Consider the following 22,287-nt stretch of genomic DNA (forward strand, 5'->3'; position numbering starts at 1 on the left):
ACTCGGCAATGTGTTAGATCCGTCGCATCGCTGAGCCTTCGCCATGGCATCACTCCTCTTTGTTACCCATCCCGAAGTCGTCATCGATCCGGCCGTGCCGATCGAACGCTGGCAGTTGAGCCACAAGGGCATCGAGCGGATGCGAGCATTCTCGCGCTCGCCAGTGTGCGCCGACGTTCGGGCGATCTGGGCCAGCAGCGAGACGAAGGCGATCGAAGCGGCCGGCATCCTGGCCGGGGCTCTGGGTCTTGGCTTCCAGGTCTCGAAGGATCTCGGCGAGAACGAGCGGAGCGCGACCGGCTTTCTTCCGCCAACGGAGTTCGAAGCGGTTGCCGACGCATTCTTTGCGGAGCCGAACACCAGCATTCGAGGTTGGGAACGTGCGATCGACGCGCAGGCGCGCGTCCGGGAGGCCTTGCTTCGGATCCTGAGCCGACATGAAGAGGGCGACGTGGCAGTGGTTTCCCATGGAGCCGTCGGCACCCTCCTGTTCTGTTCACTTTCAGGACATGCCATATCGAGAAGCCTCGATCAGCCTTCCCAGGGACATTGGTGGAAAGCTGTCCTGCCCAGCCTTCAACCGTCGAACTGTTGGGCACCGATCGCACCCTGTTGATGCCGAAGGATGTCTCCAATCGCTGTCGTATCCGACCGCCGCCCGTATCAGGTCGCTGCCATACCCATACGGGTCGACGAACGGCAACAGGTGGAGATTTGCCTCGTGACGTCGCGGAGTACGGGACGATGGATCATTCCGAAGGGATGGCCCATGAAAGGGCTACCCGACGCGGAAGCTGCGAAGATTGAGGCGAAGGAGGAAGCTGGCGTCGTCGGAAGCGTCTTCCCTGTCTCCGTCGGTTCTTACGGATACTGGCGTCGAACTCGCATCGCTTTTCGGCTCACTCGGGTCGATGTCTACGCGCTCAAGGTGAAGCGGGAGAAGAAGCGTTGGAAGGAGCGGGATCAGCGCACGGTCACGTGGGTGTCCCTGCTTGATGCAGCGGATCTAGTCCTCGAGCCAGAACTTAGCACCCTTCTGGTGAACCTTCCGGCAAACACGACGGCTTGCCGATTCCTCGGAGATGTGGAAGACATCCTGTTCTGATCATGGGTGTCGGATCGGCTGTATTGCAACGTCTGCAACACGAGGTTGGCTAGACTGGAAGCTATCCACCCCGTCCGGTCTCCGGCGGCGGCGGAAGCCGACGCTCGGAAGCGGTCCATCCGCTCTCGACCTTTGCAGACGAACGGTCTGTTTGCTGGTAGGACGGACCGCATGACAGACCAAGCAAACTTCTACGTGCAGCGCGCCGATCATGTCGGCTTCGCGGTCGCCTCCCTTGATGCGGCGCTTCGGTTCTGGGTCGATGGGCTTGGTGCACGTCTCGTGCGCACGGGCGAGATGGGTGGCGAGTTCCTTGGTCAGGCGACGGGCGCGCACGGGGCACTGGTTCGCATGGCTATCGTCTCTTTAGCGGATCAGACGATCGAACTCCTAGAATATCGAGGGCTGGATCGGCCAAGCGTGACGGCCAAGCCGTTCGACCCTGGCTTCGCGCATCTGGCCCTCGTGGTCGATGACATCGACGCGCTCCTTGCGCGGATTGGCCCCTACGGCTGGAGGGCGCAAGGCACGCCGCAACCGATCACTAGCGGCGCGCGGGCTGGAACGCGGGTGATCTACGCAGTTGGCCCTGACGGCGCGACGATCGAGTTCATGCAGCCGCCGACTATCACGCAAGACCACTGATCTCGCTGGATCAGCGTCCGCTTTCCACCTAGTCGCCCCGATCGGCGCAGAGAAATCGGACGCCCGCAACGAGGCCTTCGCTTTCGACCCACTACCGCCTTTCGATGCGGGTTTCGCACCTCTTGAAAGCGGACGTAGTGGGTCGAGAGCGCTACGACGCTTGTTTGATGTAGCCATCACCAGCATGGAACTCCCGAGAAACTGCGCGGAGCTGTTCGACCATATTGAGGGTGCTCGATTGCGCCGCCAACTCGTTAGCAGTCTCGGCTGTCGTTGGGTGACCCAAAAGAAAGCCCTGGAACTCGTTGCAGCCCTGTGCCCGGAGCATTGAAGCCTGCTGCGTCGTTTCTACGCCTTCCGCCGTCACCTCAATGCCAAGCTCCTGGCTCATCGAAAGGATCGCCTTGACGATCGAGCGCGCGCTTTGGTCCTCGGTCAGCCGACCGACGAACAGGCGGTCGATCTTGAGCTTCTGGAAGCGAAAGCGGTGGAGGTAGGAAAGGCTTGAATAACCCGTGCCGAAATCGTCCAGGACAATCCGCACGCCGAGCGCGTTCAGCTTGCCGAGAACGGTCAACGCCCTCTCGCCGTCCTGAAGTAGGACGCCTTCCGTGATCTCTAGTTCCAGGCGGTCTGCAGCCAGACCTGTCCGTTGAAGGATCGCCTCGACCGTGCCTGGGAGGTCGGGCTGAAGAACCTGCACTGGCGACAAGTTAACCGCTATGCGGCAGCTGGACGACCATGAAACAGCGGTAGCGCAGGCCGTCTCGATCGCCCATTCGCCCATCGGCACGATGAACTTGCGCACCTCGGCTATAGGGATGAAGCGGGATGGAGGTATCTCCCCCAGAATCGGATGCGTCCAGCGCATCAGCGCCTCGAAGCATACGACCCGACCGTCCGCGTCAAAGATCGGCTGGTAGAGAAGTGTCAACTCGTCCTTGACGAGAGCCTTGCGCAGCTCCTGTTCGAGCTGCGGTCGGTCGTCCACCTCGTGGTCGATCGCCGGATCGAAGAACCGTAGACATCCGCGTCCGCTATGCTTGGCCCTGTAGAGCGCGATATCGGCACGCGTCAGGAGCTGCTGGGGCGTGACGCCGTTTGCTGGGCAGATCGCGATGCCGATGCTGGTTCCGATATGGGCTCGACGCCCCTCCAGATCGAAGACCTCGGTCAAGCTCTGGATGATGCGTTGGGCAAGGTCGCTGGCCTGCTCCGACTGGTCGTCGATGGCTTGCAGCACGACGAATTCGTCGCCGCCAAGCCGAGCCACCAGCTCGCCTTTTCTGAGGCAGGCGCGAAGCCGTCCCGCGACCTGCCGCAGGAGGTTGATCCACCCCCATTGAAATGGTCCGCCCTGAAGTATGGCTTTGAGAGCCTGAAGGAGGACGGACATGGCAAGACGACCCAAGCCCGAAGAGATCGTCGCGAAGCTGCGGCAAGTCGATGTTCTGGTGTCGCAGGGACGCACGGTAGCAGATGCGGTGCGCTCGATCGGCGTGACGGAGGTGACCTACTATCGGTGGCGCAAGGAGTTCGGCGGTCTGAAGGTTGACCAGGTGAAGCGGTTGAAGGATCTGGAGACCGAGAACCAGCGGCTTCGCAAGGCGGTCGCCGATCTCACCCTGGACAAGCTGATCCTCAGCGAGGCCGCACGGGGAAACTACTGAGCCCCGCCCGCCGGCGCGCTTGTGTCGACCACGTCATGACGGTGACGAAGCTGTCCGAGCGGCGTGTGTGCCGCGCCCTCGGGCAACACCGTTCGACACAGCGTCAGGTGCCGCGGGGCCGAGATGACGAAGAGCAGCTCACAGCCGATCTCATCGAACTCGCTCGCCAATATGGCCGCTACGGGTATCCCCTTGGCCGACAGGCGATTGCTGGCAATCGCCGAAAGGCGGAAGATTGCAGCCCTGCTGCGAGATGCTGGTTGGATGGTCAACGATAAGCGCGTCGAGCGGATCTGGCGACGCGAAGGTCTAAAGGTACCGGCCAAGCAACCCAAGCGCGGACGGCTCTGGCTGAACGATGGCTCCTGTGTTCGACTGCGGCCCGAACATCCCAACCACGTTTGGTCCTACGATTTCGTGGAAGACCGCACGCACGATGGCCGCAAAATCCGGATGCTGAACGTGATCGACGAGTTCACGCACGAATGCCTCAGCATCCGGGTCGCTCGCAGGCTCAACTCGACAGATGTGATCGATGTTCTGTCGGACCTCTTCGTCCTGCGCGGCGTGCCGGGTCACGTTCGATCCGACAACGGGCCGGAGTTCATTGCCAAGGCCGTGCAGGACTGGATCACAGCCGTTGGATCAAAGACCGCTTATATCGCCCCCGGCAGCCCATGGGAGAACGGCTATGTTGAGAGCTTCAATGCTCGCTTTCGTGACGAACTCCTCGACGGCGAGATCTTCTACAGCCTGCGCGAGGCGCAGATCGTCATCGAAAGCTGGCGGCGTCACTACAATACGATCCGGCCGCATGGATCGATCGGCTACAGGCCGCCAGCACCAGAAGTGTTCGTGCCAGCCTTTGCCGCTTGGCCGGCCGCGCTTACCCGACCTGCTTCGCTGCCAAAGCTACCGCTGGTGCAAAGACCAACCCTGAACTAACTTTCCAACCGGACCACTCAGTGGGGGCCGATCAGTCGCGATTGGCTGCTTCTCGCTAGGTCGATCCTGTAGCAGACAGTCGCCTTTTTACCCATTCTGACCGTTGTGCCAGGGCTGAATACCTCGTGCCGAGCCTCAGGGCAGCGTCGATAGAGAGAGAGGGAGGGAAGCCCGATTGACGGGCTAGAAGGGGAGAGAGAGGCTTTCCCCGCCTGTCGCACTCTAAGGAGTTCGACCGATGACCACCGCAACCGTTCGCAAGCTTGCACTCAACACCCTGCGCATTGCCCCGGAGAACGCCCGCAAGACAGCCGCCTCTACCGCCTCGCATGATGAGCTGAAGGCGTCGATCCGCGCCCATGGCGTGATGCAGAACCTGTCCGCCTACGATGGCAAGGATGGATTCTTCTACGTCTACGCCGGCGGCCGCCGGCTGACCGCGCTGCAGGATCTCGCCGTCGAGGGCGCGATCGAGGCCGACGCCAAGATCGGCTGCGTCGTGAAGGACGCCAAGGACGCCGCCGAGCTCTCGCTGGTCGAGAACGTCATGCGCGCCGCGATGCACCCGGCCGATGAGTTCGAGGCGTTCTCCGCTCTGATTGACCAGGGCATGACCGAGGACGAGGTGGCCGAACGGTTCGGCGTCACCGTTCTGCATGTGCGCAAGCGCATGAAGCTGGCAGCGCTCGCCCCGCAGCTCGTGGCGCTCTATCGCGAGGGGCGCATCACCCAGGAAGCTTTGATGGCCTTCACGCTTAGCGACAGCCATGAGCGTCAGATGGAGGTGTGGCTGAAGGCCGAGCCCCAGGCGACCGGCTGGAATGCTGCACATTTCCCAAACATCGTGAAGCGTCTCATGACCGAGACGCGCGTGTCTGCAACCTCCAGGCTCGCCCGCTTCGTCGGGATCGAGCGCTACACCGAGGCCGGCGGCCCGACCACCCAGGACCTGTTTTCGTCCTGCGACGAGACGTTCCTCGATGACGTCGGCCTCCTCCATGACCTCGCCACGCAGCGGCTGGAGGAGATCGCCGCGCCCTTCCGCGACCTCTGGAAGTGGGTCGAGATCGCCCACGAGGTCTCTTACGAGACGATCAATGCCATGGGCCGGATCTACCCGAAGGCTGCCGACCTGCTGGACGAAATTCAGGAGGAGTTCGACACGATTACTGACCAGATTAGCGCCTTCGAACACGCTGACGAGCTCAGCGACCTCGGGCAGGCCGAATGGGAGGGGTTGGAGAACCGCTACGACGAGATCGAGGCGATGGCTGCGCCTGTCTTCGCGCCCGAACTCATGGCGCTTGCCGGCGTGTTCCTTTCGATCGGACACCAGGGCGAGCTGAAGGTCGAGGCCGGCATGGTCCGCAGCGAGGACATGCAGGCGCTCGTCGATCTCAGCCAGGCCAAAGAGGCAGCGGCGAAGGAAGCGCGCCAAGCCGAGCGTCTTGCGGCTATCGCGGCTACCGCCGCTGATGACGGGTCGGACGAGCCCGATGCGGCCTCGGCCGACATCGATCTCGAGACCGAGACCGGGGCGACCCTGCCCGCGGTGCGCTTCCAGGCCCCTCGCAACTTCAAGCCGGCGTCCACCGACGACGAGGCGGAAGCCGGTCCCTCCATGTCCGGCGCGTTGGTCGCGGATCTTCGTGCCATTCGCCATCAGGTTTTCCAGGCGCACCTCGCCAGCGACTTCGAAGTGGCCTTCGATCTTACGCTCTTCTCGATGTGCCAGGCGGTCCTTGGCAGCGGCTACACGCGCAGGCCGATCGACCTCAGCATCACCCAGGCGCTGACCCATCCCTCCGCGGCACATCGCACCGACACCGTGTCGGAGAGGATCCTTGCGGCGCTGAAAGCCAACCTCCGGCTGGAATGGATGGTGCTGCCTAAAGCCGAGAGCTTCGCCGCTCTATGCGCGCTGACACGTGCGGAGAAGCAGGCGCTGTTCGCCTTTGCCGCCGCGCAGGGCGCCCATCAGCAGCTCTCCACCGACAGCGACGCGATCCCGGCGATCGAGCTGGCTGGCGCTCGCATGGGCATCGCGGTGGAGGAGAACTGGCGCCCGACGGCGGCCAACTACTTCGGCCGTGTGAAGAAGGACATGCTGTTCGAGACCGCTTGCAAGACGATCGACGCGCAGTGGGCGCACGACCATTCCGGGGGCAAGAAGGCCGACTTCGCCAAGACCCTGGAACTGGCCTTCGGTCCGGATGGTCGCCAGCGCGTCGGCATCGCAGCGGACGCGGCCGAGCGCACCGCCGCCTGGCTGCCGGTTGGCATGACCTTCGGCGGCAAGCACGAGAACCCGATCGCCAATGAAGCGACGTCGGCCGAGACCGATCTCGACAGCATGTCGGCCGAGTCTGATGCTGAAGAGGACGGCAGCGCCCTTCCGGCCTTCCTGACCGGCGGCGATGACGAGGTGCCGGCCTTCCTCACGGCCTCGCTGGAGGTCGAGGACGAGATGCCCGAGACGCACGACTTCGTGGGCGCCGGCTACGACCCGACGCAGGCCCACTACGCGATCGCGGCCGAATAACCCGATCCGCTCCCCGTCCGATCCACGCGCCGCCGGCTGAACCCGGCGGCGTTTTTCGTTTCCGGCCCGTCGAGGACAACCATGTCGCTTCGCACTCTGATCGAATCCACGCCGCTCGGCTCCACCCTTCTCGTCTCCAACGGCGAACCCAGGCCCCCGGAGCGCTTCCATCGCAAGCTCTCGAACTGGAACTGCCAGAACTACACGGGAACGCTCGTCAGCATCGAGACCGGCCCGGGGCAGCGTCCGGCCTTCGTGGTCCGGCAGGGCTCCATGGAAGACACCGCCCCGATCGTCTTACAGACCCGCTACTCCTTCGACACGTCCTTGCGCTTCGAGGTCCAGCGTCGTCCGACACCGGGATCGGCCCGGGTTGTTCGCGCTAGCCGGCGCGAACTCCTTCATGTCGCGGCCAACTATGGCGAGGCGGTGAAGTGGCTCGCCGACAACCTCATCAGCGACGCACTCATCAAGGTCGTCACCGAAGCGGACGAAGAGATCGCGGAGGACGCGGCATGAGCGCTCTCGTCGCAGCCTACGGCCTGACGGCCGACAACCTCGTTGCCGCTCGCTACGGCGATGATGCCTACGCCATGGTGCCCAAGCGCGGCGGCGGGTTCTTCGTCGCCATGGGCTGGTGCCTTCGGGGTCACTTCTCGGACTGGAACCGTGATAGCTTCTTCTCGCATTGCGGCGACGTTGCCGGCGAGGATGGGTTCAAGGCGCATGTCGAAGACGCGCTTCGCCACAAGCGCGAGAAGGCAGCGCTTAATCGCCAGAGCACCGCGTCGCGGCGGGAGACGCCCTGGGGCAGGGCGCAGCACGCCGAGACCTATGCTCCCGGTATCGTCGCCTACTCCACTTGCGGCCATGGCGGCTTCCATGTTGCGCCGGAGGCCAACGCCCGCATTCACCCGGCCTTGCGCGCGTCGGATGGTTGGTACGAGGAGGATTGTGCGTGGGCAGCGATCGCGCTCGCCTTCGGTGAACTGTTCACGGCCCTGGAGCGCAGGTCGGCCCGCAAGACCATTCGTAACGCGCAGCCGGACGCCTATGAGGCCATCTTCGCCACGACACTGGCGCCCGGCGAGTCCCATGCCAAGGATCGGCGTGCCTTCCAGGCCGCCAACGCGGCGAATTGGATCGTCGGCTCCGCCATCATCTCGGATGAGCGACCCGGCTTCACCGAGGTTGTTGCCAGCGTCGGCGACCAGCACCAAGAGCGCCGGCGCTTCCTGATCCCGCGCGGCGAATACGAGGTCGGTCGCTTCGGCTTCGTGGTCGATCCCGCACGATACGAGGAACTGCCAGACGACGCGCCCAGCGCCTTCATCGGCTGGAGGAGGCGACGGAAAGGGGAGAGCCTCAGGCTCTCTCTTTTTTTGTGTTCTCAACTCGCGGCGCTTATAGCATCATAAAGGTTGGCAGACTTACTAACATCATATTTACCAAACTACTTTTCGTGGACCTGCGTCAGGTCCTGTTCGTAAGTTCCATTCAGATCTCATGCACATTTTTTGACTACCACAATCGGAGATTACAGAAGGATATCTCAATGCGCTTCAGCGTCACTGCCAAACTGCTGCTGGCCTCTAGCGCCGCTATCGCGCTCACGGTGGGAGTGACGACATCGGTTCTGGCCTGGCGGACCGCTTCTGAGGTCAAAACGACGATGCAGACGCGCGTGGATGCAGAGATGCAGCTTGCTGCGCGTACGGTTCTGGGAGACCTGACGCCAATCGCTGCAAGCGCGCGAGTCACCGCAAAGAGCTTGGGTGCGAGACACGCTGCCGGCGAGCTCAAGCGAAGGAGTGTGATCGAAGAGGCGAGAATAGCACTGGAGACCTTCCCGATGGCGGTCGGGACCTGGTTCATCGAGTTGCCCGGTCATGCGTTCGACGGGCAAGCCAATCAGAACGATGCAGCTCTTGGTGCGAACGCCAACGGTGACTTTATGCCTGCCTGGAGCCGTGATGCCAGCGGGCAACTCGTCATGACGCCTTATCCCCTCAGCTACGAAGATCCGATCTGGGAGCAGACTTACACCGACGGGAAGGCGTCCTTCACCGAACCCTCACTTGATACGCTGATTGCGGATCCCATCCTCTATGCCAGCACGCAGTTCCCGGTCATGTCGGGAACCCGCCAGATCGGTGTCAGCGGGATCGACATCGGTCTTGGCGAGATCAGCAACGCGCTCGCGCGAATGAAGCCGCTTGGAACAGGCCGGGTGATGCTTCTATCCGACAAGGGCCACTGGATTGCCCACCCTGACAAAAGCCTTTTGACGAAGCCCTACGGCTCCGTAGCGGGTGCGGAAGCCCTAGCTGCCGCCTTGGCCACGTCCCAGCCGCAGCGCATCGCTAATATCGACGTTCCCGAACTTGGCCTCGTTGAACGTTCATTTGTCTCCCTCGACCTTCCCTATGCCGATGGTCACTGGGTCGTCGTTCTGGACGTTCCGATGGCGACCCTGTCCGCACCGGTCCGAGAGGAGATCAACTCGCTCGTGCTGAGTGGATTGGCAATACTGGTCGGAACGCTCATCCTCTTGTGGCTTCTCGCTGACCGCCTGGTTCGGCGCCCGATCGATCGGTCGCTAAAATTGGTGGAGAGCATCGGCTCAGGCGATCTGACACAGACGATCGAGGCTCGCTCGCGTGACGAGATCGGGGACCTGCAACGTGCCCTGGGTTCCATGTCGAGCCGCCTGCGTGAGATCGTGTCGGACGTCCGTTCGTCGGCGGACCAAGTGGCATCGGGATCGACTCAGTCTGCTGCGACCGCAGATCAACTGTCATCTGGTTCCACGGAGCAAGCGGCAGCCAGCGAGCAAGCCTCTGCGGCAGTCGAGGAGATGACGGCAAACGTCCGGCAGAACGCTGATAACGCCACTCAGACCGAGCGCATTGCGGTCTCCGCGTCGCTTAACGCAGAACGTTCCGGTCACGCCGTGGCGAAATCGGTGGACGCGATGGAGACGATCGCCGAACGCATCGCCGTGGTGCGGGAGATCGCGCGCCAGACTGACTTGCTTGCATTGAATGCAGCGATCGAGGCAGCACGGGCCGGGCAGCATGGGAAGGGCTTTGCCGTAGTGGCGTCGGAGGTGCGGAAACTCGCCGAGCGCAGCCAGCAGGCGGCCAGTGAGATCGATACCCTATCACGCGAGACGCTTGGAGTTGCGCAGGAGGCTGGTGAGCTCCTGCGACAGCTGGTGCCTGACATCCAACGAACGTCTGATCTCGTGTCCGAGATCTCGGCCGCCTGCCGCGAGCAGTCGGTGGGTATCGAGCAGATCAATCAGGCAATCGTTCAGCTCGATCAGGTGACGCAGGTCAACGCGAGTGCGGCCAATGAGATGTCGGCGACCGCTGCTCAACTGTCGGAAGAGGCGGGACATCTCAGCGAGCGCGTGGCCTTCTTTCGGGTCACAGCTGGCACCAGCCGGTCGCAGATGGCAACGTCTGGCCGACTCGATCCAGTCTCACAGGACCGTGACGTCCTGCAGGCTGTAGGGCACGTCCGACCGGCAATCCGAACGACAGTTCCACAGGAGCGTCGTAAGGATGGCGTCGATCTCGATCTCGGTCAGGGCTTCGAGCGCATGAGCGCCTGAACTCACAGTCCCATCATCGATTGTAGCTCAGCGATGGGTTCGATCACACTCCTGCCTCGCGGCCAGGGTCTGGTCGAGCCTATTCAGCCGCTCTGCAAGAGCATGCGGAAGATCGTAAACGGGCTGCAAAAGTTCGACCCGGTGCATCACTTGTGCCGTCGCTCGCTGCAGGTCGCGGATATGCTTCTTCGCTGCTATCTGCGATTGCTGCATCGTCGTCCCAACTCCAAGCGGCCCCCTGCGGGGCTAACAGGTTAGGACGCTATCCTTGTCGCAGCCTTTAGCTGGAAGGAGCCCGTGGTTGCAAGGTCTCCAAATTTTGGTGGAAAAACGCCTTATCCACAGGGGGGAACCCACGGCTGGGGATGGCTTGCCCGGAACGTTCATATTTTGATCCCTGGGTTAACAATTAGGAATCACGTCGTCCTATGGACCTGCACTGTTCACGGTTCGTACCCTCATTCCTGCACTTCCGACCCTCACCGCTGTCCAAGTCGCAAACATCCCGACGTGAGAGTATTGGCTGGCGCCGTTCTGCGTGCCCACCGATTTCCCCTCGGCTGCAGGCGACGATCTCGACGAGAGCATCGATCCCATCGCCTGGATCGTCCGGCGCGAGAGCTCGACCTTCTGGTGGAAGGTCTCCGGTAATTCGCTGGTCGACGAGGGCATTCTGGATGGCGACCTGATCGCTATCGACCGCGCCGGCAAAAAGCGCCTTGGCCGGGTCGTGCTGGCCGTCGTGGACGGCCAGGTCACCCTGAAGAAGGTCGCCCGCCGCGACGGGCTCTACTTCCTCGATCCCGCCTCGCCGGACTCGTCCTTTCGGCCGATCCGGGTGACGGAAGACACCGAGATTTGGGGCATTCTCGCCGGCGTCGTGCGCCGGCTGCCGGTCGACTGATCGGCCATGGCCATCTCGATCGCCCTCATCGACTGCAACAACTTCTACGTCTCGTGCGAGCGCGTGTTCGACCTTCGCCTGCGCGGCGTGCCCGTTATCGTGCTCAGCAACAACGATCGCTGCGCCGTGGCCCGCTAGGAGGAGGCCAAGGCCCTTGGGGTCAAGATGGGCGACCCCGCCTTTAAGATCTGCGATAAGATCCGGGCACACTCGATCCGGGTTATGAGCTCGAACTACACGCTCTATGGCGACATGAGCCGGCGTGTCTTCGCCGTGCTCGACGACTTCTCGCCGCGCCTGGAGAACTACTCGATCGACGAGACCTTCGTGGACCTCTCCGGCTTCGGCGACCGGATGCTGAAGCACGCCACCGACATGCGGGCCGAGGTGCGCGAGCGCACCGGCATCCCGACCTGCGTCGGCATCGCGCGTACCAAGACGCTCGCCGAGCTCGCCAACTTCGCGGCCAAAAAGAACCCGCTGTTTGCCGGCGTCTGCGATCTGACCGATCCCAGGTGGCCGACTACGTGCTGGCCCGGATGCCCGTTGGCGAGGTATGGGGCGTAGGGTCCGCAACCGAGGCCAAGCTGGTGGCCCAGGGCATCGAGTTCGCCTCGCAGCTCCGCGACCTGCCCATGCCGCTTGGCTCGCAAGATCGGCACCGTCGTTCTCGAGTGTCTGGTGGCCGAGCTGAGGGGCATTCCCTGCATGGACCTCGAAGAGGTCGCGCCGCAGCGCAAAGGCATGGCCGTCACCCGATCCGTCGGCGAGCCAATGACCTCCTTCGACGTGCTGGCCCAGGCCATCACCGCCCATGCGACCCGCGCGTGCGAGAAGCTGCGCATTCACGGCCTGGTCGCCGGGACGCTGACGGCCTTCTTCCATACCAACCGGCACAAGTCGGATCGCCCGCAGCATTCCGCTTCGCGATCGGTCTCGCTCAAACCCATGTCAGCCGATACGTTCGATCTGGTGGGCGCGGCCATGCGCTGTATCCGCGCCGGCTGGAAGGGCGATCCCTCCGGCAACGGTCACGGCTACGGCTACACCAAGGCCGGGATCATCCTCGACGATCTCATTCGAGCAGAAGACGCGCCGCGCCTTCTGTTCGAGCCCGATCGACCGCGGAGCGCCAGCCTCATGAAGGCCCTCGACCCCTTCAACGACCGCTTCGGGAAGAATACGATGGTCCTTGCAACCAAGCGGTTTGAAGGCTCATGGGGTCTGCCAGCGGATCACCAATCGCCGCGCTATACGACAAGGATCACAGATATGCCTATCGTTCGAGTCTAAAGGTCTGGTGCATGCAATAAATGACCGTCTGAGTCGACAGGTGGGTATCGATAGGCCTTCTCTACCTCACAAACCATGATTGGATTGAGACCCCGATCAACGGCAAAAAAGGTTGCCGAGACGTGAGGGTTGCATCGCTAAGGACATCAATCGTATTGAAATTTGGAATGGCGATATCAAGCGCAAACCCAGGCAGCAGTGCGTCCCAAGCGCTCCAATAAAGGCAAAGACGATGTGGATCGCGAACACCAAACCAATGATGCCGCAAGGCCCGATATGATCAAAGACATAAGCTTGTCGGTTGCCCATTTTTCACACGAGTTGGCCCAGCACGAACGGTTTGAGGCGTTTAACGCTTGCGGTGAACTTCCCGTGGCATTTGAACAGAAGAGGCGGCAACGAAGCGATATCCAGTTCGTCGGCTTTCGAAGTGATCCTCTCAGTGTATGGTGGACACGATCCGAACATGGGTTTTGGACCCGTCGCACTGATGAGGGCGACTTGTTTACACTGCGCTTTACTCGAACCGGTAAGCTACTAAGACGTCACCAGAAAGGGGACTTCGTCTCCAATCCTAGCCAAGCAATTTTCACCAGATTTAACTCTTTACGGGAAGAGGGAAGTTTGGGGACATACGAGTCCTTAGGCGCTACCATTACCTACGACGCCATTCGCGAAGCGCAGCAGAGGCTTGGAGCAAACACAACCCCTGACATAGCCACGTTTGTACCCGTCGCAGATGCAAATGAACCAAAAATTTTCGCGCTGCAATTAATGTTGCGTGCTATACAAGTATACGCATCAACTACACTCGCCCACCACGATTTGACCCTTCCCCTTTTCAAGGAAGCATTAATATATCAAATATTGACGTGCTGGCCAGCGAGCGGAATTCATATAGTAAAGACCCAAAAAAATATTGCGTCAAAAGGTGTCGGCAATGCGATTGCCTTTATCGAAGCAAACTTGCATCGTCGTTTGACTGTTGGCGATATAGCTGATGCCTGTGATGTTAGTTTACGTGCACTGCATTCATCATTCAAAATAGAAACTGGCCAAACTCCAATGAGTTTTGTGATAGATCGCCGTTTTGAACAAGTTCATAGAGATCTACAGCTGAATGACGGGTCCGGAACTGTTTCAGCCATTGCGTTCAAATGGGGTATCATTCACATGGGGCAGTTTGGACGCGAATATCGCCGCCGTTATGGCTGTTCCCCAAACGAGACACTTCGGTCTCGGCCGTAGAAGATCCTAGGACCGTTGACGTAGAGGAGCCAAGGCTGTTTTCGGTTCATCAGAGTTACGCGCATGTCTCAAAATAAAAAAATTGCCAATATCTTGCTAGGAACCTTTTTCGTCTCATTCGGCCGATGAGTTGAGTGCTAAGGGGAAACCACCTCGTAGCTGCGTCGTAGTATTTTGCAAGCAACCGCGTCGGAAAGGCCGAACCGATCAGAAAGGCTGCAGCGGCCATTCCGTCGAGCACCAGGGGTTGAGACTATCAATATCCTGCAATTTTTCACAATTATGATACGCCGAAATTTAACCAAATGTTCCTCATATTCATTACGCCTAATTGTTCAGACAACGAGCATGCAAGGTGCTCTGCGGAGCATTACGCAGCTGTTCTAGTTTTCTTGCAGGCCAGTTTATGGATTCGTGGGCCTAATATCGGAATGCATTACCCCACTCATTTAACAATGGGATCACCCCGATTCCCAGTGGAATAGTGGCCGTCTTAATGGCTTCTAGTAGAGGCAATGCGTTTCAATTGGAATGTTCGCGTGAAATAATAGTGAGGGTGTTGAAGCTGACCGCATTGGACAGGAGGCAATATTGAATATCAGATCGTTCACCACAATACATTCGCTTGCTAGCGTGAATGTCTGAAATCAAAATTACAGATGGCGCTGGAACTTCTGAGCATCGTTTCGGAGCTAAGTTCGCCGTGTGGGAAGGCATCCTTGGAAGTGGCCTTATGTAAGAGAGGCGAAGATGCTCAAGAAATACTTGCAGACTGCATCCTCCGCTGTTTTTTAGAGGTTATTGACGAAGGACAGTCAGTCCGCCTAACAGCCTTAGGTGTTCGGGTGACAGGTGCACTCGGTTCTCGGAGAAGTTGAACTGTCGAGTTAACTCTCGCTCAACTGCGCTGCCGGGACGCTCACCAGTCGTGTCAGACTCCCTCTCCCATGACCGGAAGTTATGTTTATCGCAAGCAGCCAGGGGCATGCTGATACCGTTTGAAGGATAGCACATGCCCTACAGTCTCAGCCGAGCTCATAAAAAAATTATTCGCAACATCGCGTTCCCGATCATGGCCATAGTCGGGTTGATGATCTGCTTTGTTATCGCCTTAGCAGTGTTTCTCGCTCAGCAGCAAACCGCAGATGAAATAAAGCGCGAGCAAAATCTAGCACGCGGTATGATCGATATTCGGTTGAGCGAGTTAGCTAAAATTGTCAACGACTATGCGTTTTGGGACGATGCGGTAAGCAACCTTACGAAGGAAACGAACTTCGAATGGGCTGAGACCAACGTCGGACCGACGATGAAAGAACGGTACGGCGTTGACGCCGTCTTCGTTCTCGATCCGGATGGCCGCACAACTTACGGCATGTCGAACGAGAGCCGTACGCAACTGCCGGCAGCGCAAATCATGACGTCTGGATTTGATCGCATCCTTTCAGAAAGGGCAAGTCGCGGATCAGAGGCGACCGCTTCGGGCATCGCTTTGGCGGACGGCCGACCGGCGCTCGTGGCGGTCTCACCCATTCGGCCATACAACGGTCTTGTGGATGAGACCAAAGACCGGCGTACAATTCTCGCGTTCGTTGATTTGCTCGACGATGCTGAATTGGATCGACTCTCCAAGGTCTACCGCCTGCCTGACCTGCATATTGAGGAGGGTGGGGCGTCAGCAACCGCTTCCGTCGTCGTCACAACATCTGATGGCCGCGTACCTGTGCGCTTGGCCTGGACGGGTGATGACCCAGGTAAGCGCCTTTTGGAGAAGCTGTTGCCGTTTCTACTAGCTTTGCTAGCAGCTTTCGTAATTTTGATTCTCTTTGTGTTTCGTCAAATGACTGTACTGCTTCGGAACCTGAGGAAGACTGAAGAGCGAGCATCGCATGATCCGCTGACAGGCCTTCTCAATCGATCCGTCCTGATGCGGAAGTTGGAGGCGATGACTGACATCAAAGGGCAGGTTACGCCTCATACACTCCTCTACCTCGACCTAGATGGGTTCAAAGCGGTGAACGACCGGTTCGGCCACGAAGTTGGTGACATGGTTCTCCGTACGGCGTCCCACCATATCAAAGCAGCGGTACCGGACAATGCATCGGTCTACCGTCTAGGTGGCGACGAATTCGCCGTTCTAATTGCTGAAGACCTTGATGTCTCTATCATTCGCAGCATTGGGGCGCAGATTATTGGCGCCATAAGCCTCCCAATGTCGGTCGCTAATCAAACGGTCAAAGTCGGCGCTACCATCGGCGTCTCAATAGCTCCTAAAGATGGTAAGGCCCCACTCGATCTCATCCGTCATGCAGACCAAGCGCTTTATATGGGTAAACGAGAGGGCAAAGGCTCGATACGCTTTTATATAGGGGTGCCGTCTAATAGTTCGCGTCAAAAATCACAGTAGAAAGCTTGGCGTCGTCTACGTATTAATTGCGTCTGCGGGTGGGCATGCCGGAACGATTTGCAAGACTGCGGTAACATCAAGGTCGGCACGTATTAGCGACAAAACAAATGCCGTCACTCGCCGTAAGGGCTAGTGTTAGTATTGGCTCCAATAAAAAACCTTTAAATGAGGTAAATGATGGCAAGCAATTCGCCGGAGGCGCTGGGTTCGGTCCCCGCGGCTAGTGATACGTTTTTTCTTCTCATGGATACGGCTCGTCTGTTTTATCAAGCCCTCGGAGAGTCGATTGTCGATAACGAGCAGGGATTAACTCCAGCTTCCCTACGAGCGCTCGGGGCTGTTATTCGCTATCAGGGTGCCGGACTAAACGGTATTGCAGCTCGCATGGATTTAGAGCCGATGTCCCTGATCGCGCAGATCGATCGTCTCACAAAAGCAGGCCTCGTGGAGCGACGAGAGAGCCCAACCGACAAACGAAAGAAGCCTCTCTACCCCACCGCCAAAGCCTTCAAGGTCATGAGGGATCTCGATCCCTGTTTCGACAATCTTTACCGTGCAATGACGCAGGACATCCAGGCGGATGAGATGGATCGTTTGGCAGCCGTTTTGACCAAGATGCGCGCCAATATGACGACCGATCCTAGCATCACTGCATCCTTCACACTGCTGCCTGACGAGCCCGAGAAGGCATAGCGTTAGGTCTCAAATTCTGGTTGGACAGATCGCTTCGCGTCCCTGATGCCACCACCGGGCGAGCGTCCCGGCCAGCGTCCAAAGGGCGATAGTCGCCAGCAGGGCGACCAGCCCATCGACGGCGTAGTGCCAGGCGAGGCTGATCGAGCCGAGGAAGATCCAGACCGCATAGGCTGCGAACACAAGACCAAGCCGAGGGCCGAGTTGGCTGGCCGCGAGCGCCATCAGGATGGCGACGCCGTTGTGCAGGCTCGGCATTGCGGAGATGCCCACGGACGCGCCTTCGCCGATATGGCCGGACCAAAGGAAACCTTGCGCGCGAAGCGCATAGATCGGCGCTGTTGCGTCCGCTTCGCGAAGCGACGCCATCAGTCCGAGATAGGGGTTGGGCTCCAGCCCGATCAGGCCATAGAAGCAAGGACCGGCAGACGAGAGCAACAGCGCCAGGATGTTGCCTTCCACCAGCCAGACGAGGAAGAAGGCGACGAGATATCGCGTGCGCAGCACCGTCCGGCTCTTCATGAAAGCGCAGGCGACCAGCGTCGCCAGCATCAGGACGAACCAGGCATTGTAGGCCATGTTCGTAGCGAACAGCACGATAGGATGGCTCATCAGAGGGTTCAGAACCTCGTGCGGCAGCGCTCCAAGGAACAGCGCGCGGTCCCAGGCGCTGAAGGTCTCGTCCCATGCGAATGGCTGGATCAGCGGGATCGCGATCTTGAGGCTCGCAAACAGGGCGGAGAACGGCACGAACAGCACGATCACCGGCACACCATTGGCGAGCCGGTCGCGGTCACTGATGTAGCGCCAGACCTCGCGCAAGAGCGCGACGGTCGGACTGCCTTTGGGCCGGGCGCGCACCAAGCGGCAAAGACAGATTGTTAGAATGCAGATCGGCAGGATGAAGGTGCCAAGCTCGCTCGCCGTTGCGACGAGATCGTAGGGGTTGGCGTTGCGCATCTGCGGGTAGACGACGTGCAGCGCTGCATAGATGGCGATCTGAGCGGCCACGATAGCCGCCAGAAGGCTGTGGCATTCGAAGGCTGCCAAGCTGCCCCGGACCCATGACCGGGCGCCAAGCGCGACATAGCGGTGGATGGCGAAGTTGGCTGTCACAGAAGGTCGCCTAGATGCTTCGATCGATGATGCGGTTCAGAAGCGGCTCGACCGTTGGCGTGCGGGCCGCGAACATCACCCCGCCATCCCTGCGGCACTCGACCGTGATGGCCATCAGGCAAAACGACAGATCGCCCTCCACCCTAGCCACGATCTCGAACACCGGCCCACCGATCACGCCTTTGGGATCGAGACTGATGTCGGCGCTGGAGCGCTCGAACCCACGCATCTCGATCTTCTGCGCCCATTCCAGAAACAGCGGCTGCTCTACCGATGCCCCCATGAAGTTGCGCCGGTATAGGGCACCGTCACCGCCTTGCTCTCGAGCGAACTCGGCCGACGCGCCTTGCGGAAGGCGTTCGGCGTGCGGGGAAAGCCGAGGTAGAGAAGGTTCGTCGCGCCGGCGCGCCCGCCCAGCGGAATGATCGGCACGGTCCAGTTCGGCAGCACCGCGTTGACCCGCACGAGAGCGTCGACGTCTCAGACCGCCGCGTACTGCGCGCGATCCAGGCGACAGATCGCCTTGCGCAACGATACCGCGCCAAGATGGGTCTGCATGTAGGTCTCGCCGAGCCCGAACTGCTCGGCGACCAAGAGGGCCGTCAGCGCAAGGATCGGGCCGCGCCGCTTCAGAAGGACGCCCGAGCCGAACACATGGACCACTAGCTTGCCGGTCCCGCTCTCCCTGAACTTGAAGAACGTCACCAGCGACTTCAGAAGGCGATCGGCCTGGTCTTCGACCCAAGGTCTTGACGAAGTGGTAGGTCGCAGACATGGGATCGGTCTTAGCGAGATGGCGGTGGATCTCGCGCAGCACGATCGAGCCCGGGTCGAACTCGTTCGGGAGTGCTTCCATCACGCTGGACATCACGATGCAGCCTGTGTCGGGAAACAGGCTCTGGCCTGCATGTGCTCGGAGCCCGCCATCAGCTTCGCGATGAAGGGCAGGGGAGAGAAGATGTCGGTGGAGAGGCTGACCTTCGACTGGCCAGGCGCACCGTCGCAGCTGGCAGCGTCCTCGACGGTGATCGCGGACGTTGCCAGCGCAATACCCCAGGAGCGCGCTTCCTGCTGGATGAAGGCGACCGCTAGATCGCGGCTGAAGGTGCCCTGCTGTGTGCAGTTCTCGTTGCGGATGCCGATGCAGCGCGCTGCGGTCGTCGCCGTCTTGTCGAGCGCCGTTTGGGTCCATACTACGCGGCCGACTTCGATCGTGCCGAACAGGAGAAGCATGAACGGCCAGACGAGCAACGCGAACTCGACCGCGGTCGTGCCCCCTTCGTCCCTTAGAAGCGCGTGCGGGGCGCGCCTATTGGACCAGCGCCAATGTCTGCACATGGATGCCCTCGTTGCGGATGAAGCCGTATTGAGCGAACAGGGGCGTGTAGGGCCACGTTACCTCGATCGAGACGTACCGGCCAGACAGGCTCATGTTGGAGCATGGGGTGTTGCAGTCGACCTTGGCGCCCCAAGCGATGGCGCCGTTGGCCTGCATCGGGCAGCGACATTCGTCCGCCGCCGAGGCAGCGCCGGAGGCGACGCCCGAGCCACCTCGAAAGTCGTAGGAGCGGCCACCGTTGAAGGTAATCTTGTAGGTGGCGGTCGGATTGGCGAGGCGACGCGTGCGCTGAAGGATCTTGGCCATCACCGTCGCAGTGGCGTCGGCGCTGGCGCTCGACAGCCCTGCCCCAGAAACCAGTGCGGCATTGGCGGCAGCCGAGACCCCCTCGTTGACCTGCATCCGCGTCATAACAGCCAAGCCGATGTCGCTCGCGCCCGCCAGGATGAGCACGAGAACTGGCCCGATGATCGCGAACTCGATCGCGGCAACACCGCCGACATCCTGTCGGAACACTGACCCCATGGATCGGAGCTTTACGAACCCGGCCATCTCAGCGCACCAGCTTCGCGATTTTGCCGGCACCGCCGGTTCCGCCCTTCAGCTTCTCGCATTCGGACGCCGCCGCCGTGCCGCCCGACAAGGTAATCGTCGTGCCGATCATCATTAGGCAGCTCTCCGGCGAGCCCGAGGCGGACGAGCCGCCATCCATCCTGATCGGCCCCTTCGGGAAGTAGAAGGCGCCCGAGACCGTCCCGCCGCTGGCGCCGCTGGTCAGCGCCGCCCCGGCCTTGTTGCCTTGCGGGCCGATCACCGCAATCTGTGCGAAGTCGCCCGATGCCGGCGAAGTCAGAACCATCTTTCTGTAGCCACTGGAGGCGCAGAACGACGTGCCCAGGCAGGCCCAGCTCGTCATCGTCTCCTTTCCGGACAGCACGATCGTGACGTCCTTGGCATACAGGCTGGTGTTGCGACCGTTGCAGTCGGCGGCACCGCCGTAGCTCTGACCGAGGCCGAGATATCCGTCGATCGTGTAGATCCCGGCCCCCAGCTCCAGCGCGCCAGAGACATCGATTGAGCCAGCGATGTCATGCTGCGCACTGGCGGGCAGCGCGAGGCAAGTCCCGCCGCCGGTTTCGATCCGGCCCTTGATCTCGTAGGTCGTGGCAGAACCGCTGGCGCCCGCCAGCACCAGCGATCCACTCTTCACATGGATCGCGCGATCGGTCGTGGACGGGCCGATCTTGTAGCTGTTGCGGCTGCCAGATCCGATCACCCCTTTGACGCCGCCATCCATCATGATGCCGGAGGGCAGTTCGAAGAACGAGGGACCGGCAAACGTCATCGCGCCGTTGTTGCCGCCGCAGATCGAGAACCCGCAGGGTCCTTGTCCGACCTGGAACGAGCCGGCGCCGAACGTGGCTTCGCTGCCGTCCATCGTGATACCGCCGGGCACGACGTAGTTGCCGGCGGCGAACCGATAATTGCCGCCACCCTGGCTCTTGATGCTGGCGAACGTGTAGGTCGCAATGTCGAAGCGCGCTTGATCGCGTCCGAGATCGAACTCGACCATCTGACCGCTGTCGATCAGGAAGTCGCCGAACTTGAACGCCTTGCGCGTGGGGTCGCAGGTGACGGTCCAGATCGAGCCGTAGACCGCGCTGCATCCCTGCTCCGTCAGGGCCTCCGTCAGCTTCTGACGCTTGCCTATGTCCCAGGGATTGAAGTCGAGGTCCTTGCCGCTGCCACCACTTGGCGCGTTGAGCGCCTTCAGCTTGGCGACAAGCTTCAGCTGGTCGACCGCCGCCGCGACCGCCTTATTGTCGGCCAAGGGGTCGGGTGTCGCCCGCTTGGTGAACGACGCCGGCATTCCGTCCGGCTTCTGAATGGTCTTGCACCAATCCGGCTGAACGGGGGCACTGGCCGAGTTGTAGATCGCGTTCTTGGCGACGATCTTGGTCCCGCACGGCGAGGAGATCGAGGCGTTCGAGGCCACTGTGCATTTCGAGGCATTGAGGGTCGTGCCGCCTGACATCGTGATGCCGGTCCCGGCGGGGTCCAAGGCGATGATGCAGCCGGCGCCGTCCGTTCCACCGCCGACCTCTGCCATCGAGGCCGAGGCGATCGTCAGATCCTTGGCGCCCAGCACCTTGGCGAGGAACAGGGCGTGCGGCGAGGCGATCGAGACGCTGACCGCTTTCGAGCCCGCAGATCGCGGTGAAGCCACCAGCGTTACCGTCATCTGCGATGCGGGAATGCCGTGAAGCTGCCCGATGTTCAAGGCGCTGGCTCGCATCGTATCTTCGGACTGCCCCTGGTTAAAGGCTAGCGCGCCGGCGAAGGCCGCCGCGTCCGACACACGCTGATGCTCGGTCTGGATCGTGAGGGCGCTGCTGTATTCCACGGCGAGCGCCGCAACGCCGATCATCGTGGGAAGCGCCAGCGCGGCCATGATGGCGACGCCACCGTGCTGGTCTCTGGAAAATCGCGCCAGATGCCGCTTGGTTGCGGTTGTGGCATTCTTATGGCGATCAATACGCAACGTCGTGGACCACTCACCAGAAGAAAACGGCAAGGATTCGGGCTGGAAGATCCGTACGGGTGAGTTGTGCTTGCGCCAGACCGAGCCAATCCGGCAACAGTGAGGCACGACCCTTTTGAAATACATCGAAGAACGAATCCTGTGTCCATCTTTATCGCGACTCAATCGTTAAGGTGGTCTGAACCGCTAACAAAAATCGGAAAGGTAGATTTAGCTAAGAAG

20 protein-coding genes and 2 pseudogenes are annotated in these 22,287 nt (G+C 60.7%); 14 read left to right on the forward strand and 8 right to left on the reverse strand.

Translation table 11 applies throughout. From position 1 onward, the window contains the following. Positions 1-43: 43 nt before the first annotated feature. The 3 genes from AUL33_RS21825 (at position 44) to AUL33_RS20590 (ending at position 1,750) form a co-directional block, all read left to right on the forward strand. On the forward strand, positions 44-616 hold the full coding sequence (locus AUL33_RS21825) for a histidine phosphatase family protein (protein WP_082652787.1): 573 nt from the start codon (positions 44-46) through the stop codon (positions 614-616). A 9-nt stretch (positions 617-625) separates the two neighbouring features. Next, on the forward strand, positions 626-1,105 hold the full coding sequence (locus AUL33_RS20585) for an NUDIX hydrolase (protein ID WP_062212915.1): 480 nt from the start codon (positions 626-628) through the stop codon (positions 1,103-1,105). A gap of 171 nt (positions 1,106-1,276) precedes the next feature. Continuing rightward, complete coding sequence (locus AUL33_RS20590) at positions 1,277-1,750, forward strand: VOC family protein (RefSeq protein ID WP_062212918.1); 474 nt, start codon at positions 1,277-1,279, stop codon at positions 1,748-1,750. Between the two features lie 151 nt (positions 1,751-1,901). Here the strand turns inward: AUL33_RS20590 and AUL33_RS20595 are convergent, their stop codons facing one another. Next, positions 1,902-3,146 (reverse strand): bifunctional diguanylate cyclase/phosphodiesterase, encoded by a 1,245-nt coding sequence (locus AUL33_RS20595; RefSeq protein ID WP_062212921.1) that lies wholly within the window; start codon positions 3,144-3,146, stop codon positions 1,902-1,904. Here AUL33_RS20595 and AUL33_RS20605 point away from each other — a divergent pair. The 11 genes and pseudogenes from AUL33_RS20605 to AUL33_RS21835 all read left to right on the forward strand — a co-directional run bounded on the left by AUL33_RS20605 (position 3,145) and on the right by AUL33_RS21835 (position 17,068). Continuing rightward, a pseudogene (locus AUL33_RS20605) lies at positions 3,145-4,365 on the forward strand (IS3 family transposase). The gene AUL33_RS20595 and the pseudogene AUL33_RS20605 overlap by 2 nt on opposite strands. Before the next feature lie 238 nt (positions 4,366-4,603). Beyond that, positions 4,604-6,907, forward strand: a complete 2,304-nt coding sequence (locus AUL33_RS20610; protein ID WP_062212924.1) for a ParB/RepB/Spo0J family partition protein — start codon at positions 4,604-4,606, stop codon at positions 6,905-6,907. Positions 6,908-6,988: 81 nt separating this feature from the next. Then, the gene (locus AUL33_RS20615) at positions 6,989-7,426 is read left to right on the forward strand and encodes a hypothetical protein (RefSeq protein WP_062212927.1); all 438 of its coding nucleotides are present in this window, start codon (positions 6,989-6,991) and stop codon (positions 7,424-7,426) included. Next, positions 7,423-8,325 (forward strand): hypothetical protein, encoded by a 903-nt coding sequence (locus AUL33_RS20620; protein WP_192843240.1) that lies wholly within the window; start codon positions 7,423-7,425, stop codon positions 8,323-8,325. The genes AUL33_RS20615 and AUL33_RS20620 overlap by 4 nt, the downstream gene beginning before the upstream one ends. A 137-nt stretch (positions 8,326-8,462) precedes the next feature. Further along, a complete protein-coding gene (locus AUL33_RS20625) occupies positions 8,463-10,526 on the forward strand; it encodes a methyl-accepting chemotaxis protein (protein WP_062212930.1) in 2,064 nt (687 codons plus the stop codon). 538 nt (positions 10,527-11,064) lie between these two features. Then, positions 11,065-11,430, forward strand: a complete 366-nt coding sequence (locus AUL33_RS20630) for a LexA family transcriptional regulator (RefSeq protein ID WP_244492375.1) — start codon at positions 11,065-11,067, stop codon at positions 11,428-11,430. A 6-nt stretch (positions 11,431-11,436) separates the two neighbouring features. Continuing rightward, positions 11,437-11,997 (forward strand): annotated as a pseudogene (locus AUL33_RS22985) (hypothetical protein). A gap of 75 nt (positions 11,998-12,072) precedes the next feature. Further along, a complete protein-coding gene (locus tag AUL33_RS22990) occupies positions 12,073-12,723 on the forward strand; it encodes a DUF4113 domain-containing protein (RefSeq protein ID WP_306302802.1) in 651 nt (216 codons plus the stop codon). A 234-nt stretch (positions 12,724-12,957) separates the two neighbouring features. Continuing rightward, on the forward strand, positions 12,958-13,971 hold the full coding sequence (locus AUL33_RS21830; RefSeq protein ID WP_156419532.1) for a helix-turn-helix transcriptional regulator: 1,014 nt from the start codon (positions 12,958-12,960) through the stop codon (positions 13,969-13,971). A 1,012-nt stretch (positions 13,972-14,983) separates the two neighbouring features. Further along, positions 14,984-16,375 carry a diguanylate cyclase domain-containing protein gene (locus AUL33_RS20640; RefSeq protein WP_062212936.1) on the forward strand — a complete coding sequence of 464 codons (1,392 nt, stop codon included), beginning with the start codon at positions 14,984-14,986 and terminating at the stop codon, positions 16,373-16,375. Positions 16,376-16,552: 177 nt separating this feature from the next. Then, on the forward strand, positions 16,553-17,068 hold the full coding sequence (locus tag AUL33_RS21835; protein WP_192843241.1) for a MarR family winged helix-turn-helix transcriptional regulator: 516 nt from the start codon (positions 16,553-16,555) through the stop codon (positions 17,066-17,068). 9 nt (positions 17,069-17,077) lie between these two features. On the opposite strand, the gene AUL33_RS20650 is transcribed toward AUL33_RS21835, so the two are convergent. From AUL33_RS20650 to AUL33_RS20680, 7 genes are all read right to left on the reverse strand, one after another. Continuing rightward, the gene (locus AUL33_RS20650; RefSeq protein ID WP_062212942.1) at positions 17,078-18,184 is read right to left on the reverse strand and encodes a phosphatase PAP2 family protein; all 1,107 of its coding nucleotides are present in this window, start codon (positions 18,182-18,184) and stop codon (positions 17,078-17,080) included. Between the two features lie 10 nt (positions 18,185-18,194). Then, the gene (locus tag AUL33_RS20655; protein ID WP_156419533.1) at positions 18,195-18,413 is read right to left on the reverse strand and encodes a hypothetical protein; all 219 of its coding nucleotides are present in this window, start codon (positions 18,411-18,413) and stop codon (positions 18,195-18,197) included. 38 nt (positions 18,414-18,451) lie between these two features. Continuing rightward, a complete protein-coding gene (locus tag AUL33_RS20660) occupies positions 18,452-18,649 on the reverse strand; it encodes a hypothetical protein (RefSeq protein WP_062212947.1) in 198 nt (65 codons plus the stop codon). Between the two features lie 15 nt (positions 18,650-18,664). Beyond that, complete coding sequence (locus AUL33_RS20665; RefSeq protein ID WP_062212950.1) at positions 18,665-18,889, reverse strand: hypothetical protein; 225 nt, start codon at positions 18,887-18,889, stop codon at positions 18,665-18,667. 162 nt (positions 18,890-19,051) lie between these two features. Continuing rightward, positions 19,052-19,522, reverse strand: a complete 471-nt coding sequence (locus AUL33_RS20670) for a TadE/TadG family type IV pilus assembly protein (RefSeq protein WP_082652790.1) — start codon at positions 19,520-19,522, stop codon at positions 19,052-19,054. Then, positions 19,494-20,048: a TadE/TadG family type IV pilus assembly protein gene (locus tag AUL33_RS20675; protein WP_192843242.1), complete on the reverse strand. Its 555-nt coding sequence runs from the start codon at positions 20,046-20,048 to the stop codon at positions 19,494-19,496. Before AUL33_RS20675 ends, AUL33_RS20670 begins: the two co-directional genes overlap by 29 nt. Before the next feature lie 28 nt (positions 20,049-20,076). Next, positions 20,077-22,191, reverse strand: a complete 2,115-nt coding sequence (locus tag AUL33_RS20680; RefSeq protein ID WP_156419534.1) for a TadE/TadG family type IV pilus assembly protein — start codon at positions 22,189-22,191, stop codon at positions 20,077-20,079. Between the last annotated feature and the right edge of the window lie 96 nt (positions 22,192-22,287).

Origin of the sequence: Aureimonas sp. AU12, from assembly GCF_001463705.1 — a bacterium.
GTDB lineage: Bacteria > Pseudomonadota > Alphaproteobacteria > Rhizobiales > Rhizobiaceae > Aureimonas.

Coding starts and splice junctions, on each gene's coding strand:
- AUL33_RS21825 (WP_082652787.1), top strand. CDS start 44: ATGGCATCACTCCTCTTTGTTACCCATCCCGAAGTCGTCATCGATCCG.
- AUL33_RS20585 (WP_062212915.1), top strand. CDS start 626: ATGTCTCCAATCGCTGTCGTATCCGACCGCCGCCCGTATCAGGTCGCT.
- AUL33_RS20590 (WP_062212918.1), top strand. CDS start 1,277: ATGACAGACCAAGCAAACTTCTACGTGCAGCGCGCCGATCATGTCGGC.
- AUL33_RS20595 (WP_062212921.1), bottom strand. CDS start 3,146: ATGTCCGTCCTCCTTCAGGCTCTCAAAGCCATACTTCAGGGCGGACCA.
- AUL33_RS20610 (WP_062212924.1), top strand. CDS start 4,604: ATGACCACCGCAACCGTTCGCAAGCTTGCACTCAACACCCTGCGCATT.
- AUL33_RS20615 (WP_062212927.1), top strand. CDS start 6,989: ATGTCGCTTCGCACTCTGATCGAATCCACGCCGCTCGGCTCCACCCTT.
- AUL33_RS20620 (WP_192843240.1), top strand. CDS start 7,423: ATGAGCGCTCTCGTCGCAGCCTACGGCCTGACGGCCGACAACCTCGTT.
- AUL33_RS20625 (WP_062212930.1), top strand. CDS start 8,463: ATGCGCTTCAGCGTCACTGCCAAACTGCTGCTGGCCTCTAGCGCCGCT.
- AUL33_RS20640 (WP_062212936.1), top strand. CDS start 14,984: ATGCCCTACAGTCTCAGCCGAGCTCATAAAAAAATTATTCGCAACATC.
- AUL33_RS21835 (WP_192843241.1), top strand. CDS start 16,553: ATGGCAAGCAATTCGCCGGAGGCGCTGGGTTCGGTCCCCGCGGCTAGT.
- AUL33_RS20655 (WP_156419533.1), bottom strand. CDS start 18,413: ATGCGTGGGTTCGAGCGCTCCAGCGCCGACATCAGTCTCGATCCCAAA.
- AUL33_RS20670 (WP_082652790.1), bottom strand. CDS start 19,522: ATGTGCAGACATTGGCGCTGGTCCAATAGGCGCGCCCCGCACGCGCTT.
- AUL33_RS20675 (WP_192843242.1), bottom strand. CDS start 20,048: ATGGGGTCAGTGTTCCGACAGGATGTCGGCGGTGTTGCCGCGATCGAG.
- AUL33_RS20680 (WP_156419534.1), bottom strand. CDS start 22,191: ATGTATTTCAAAAGGGTCGTGCCTCACTGTTGCCGGATTGGCTCGGTC.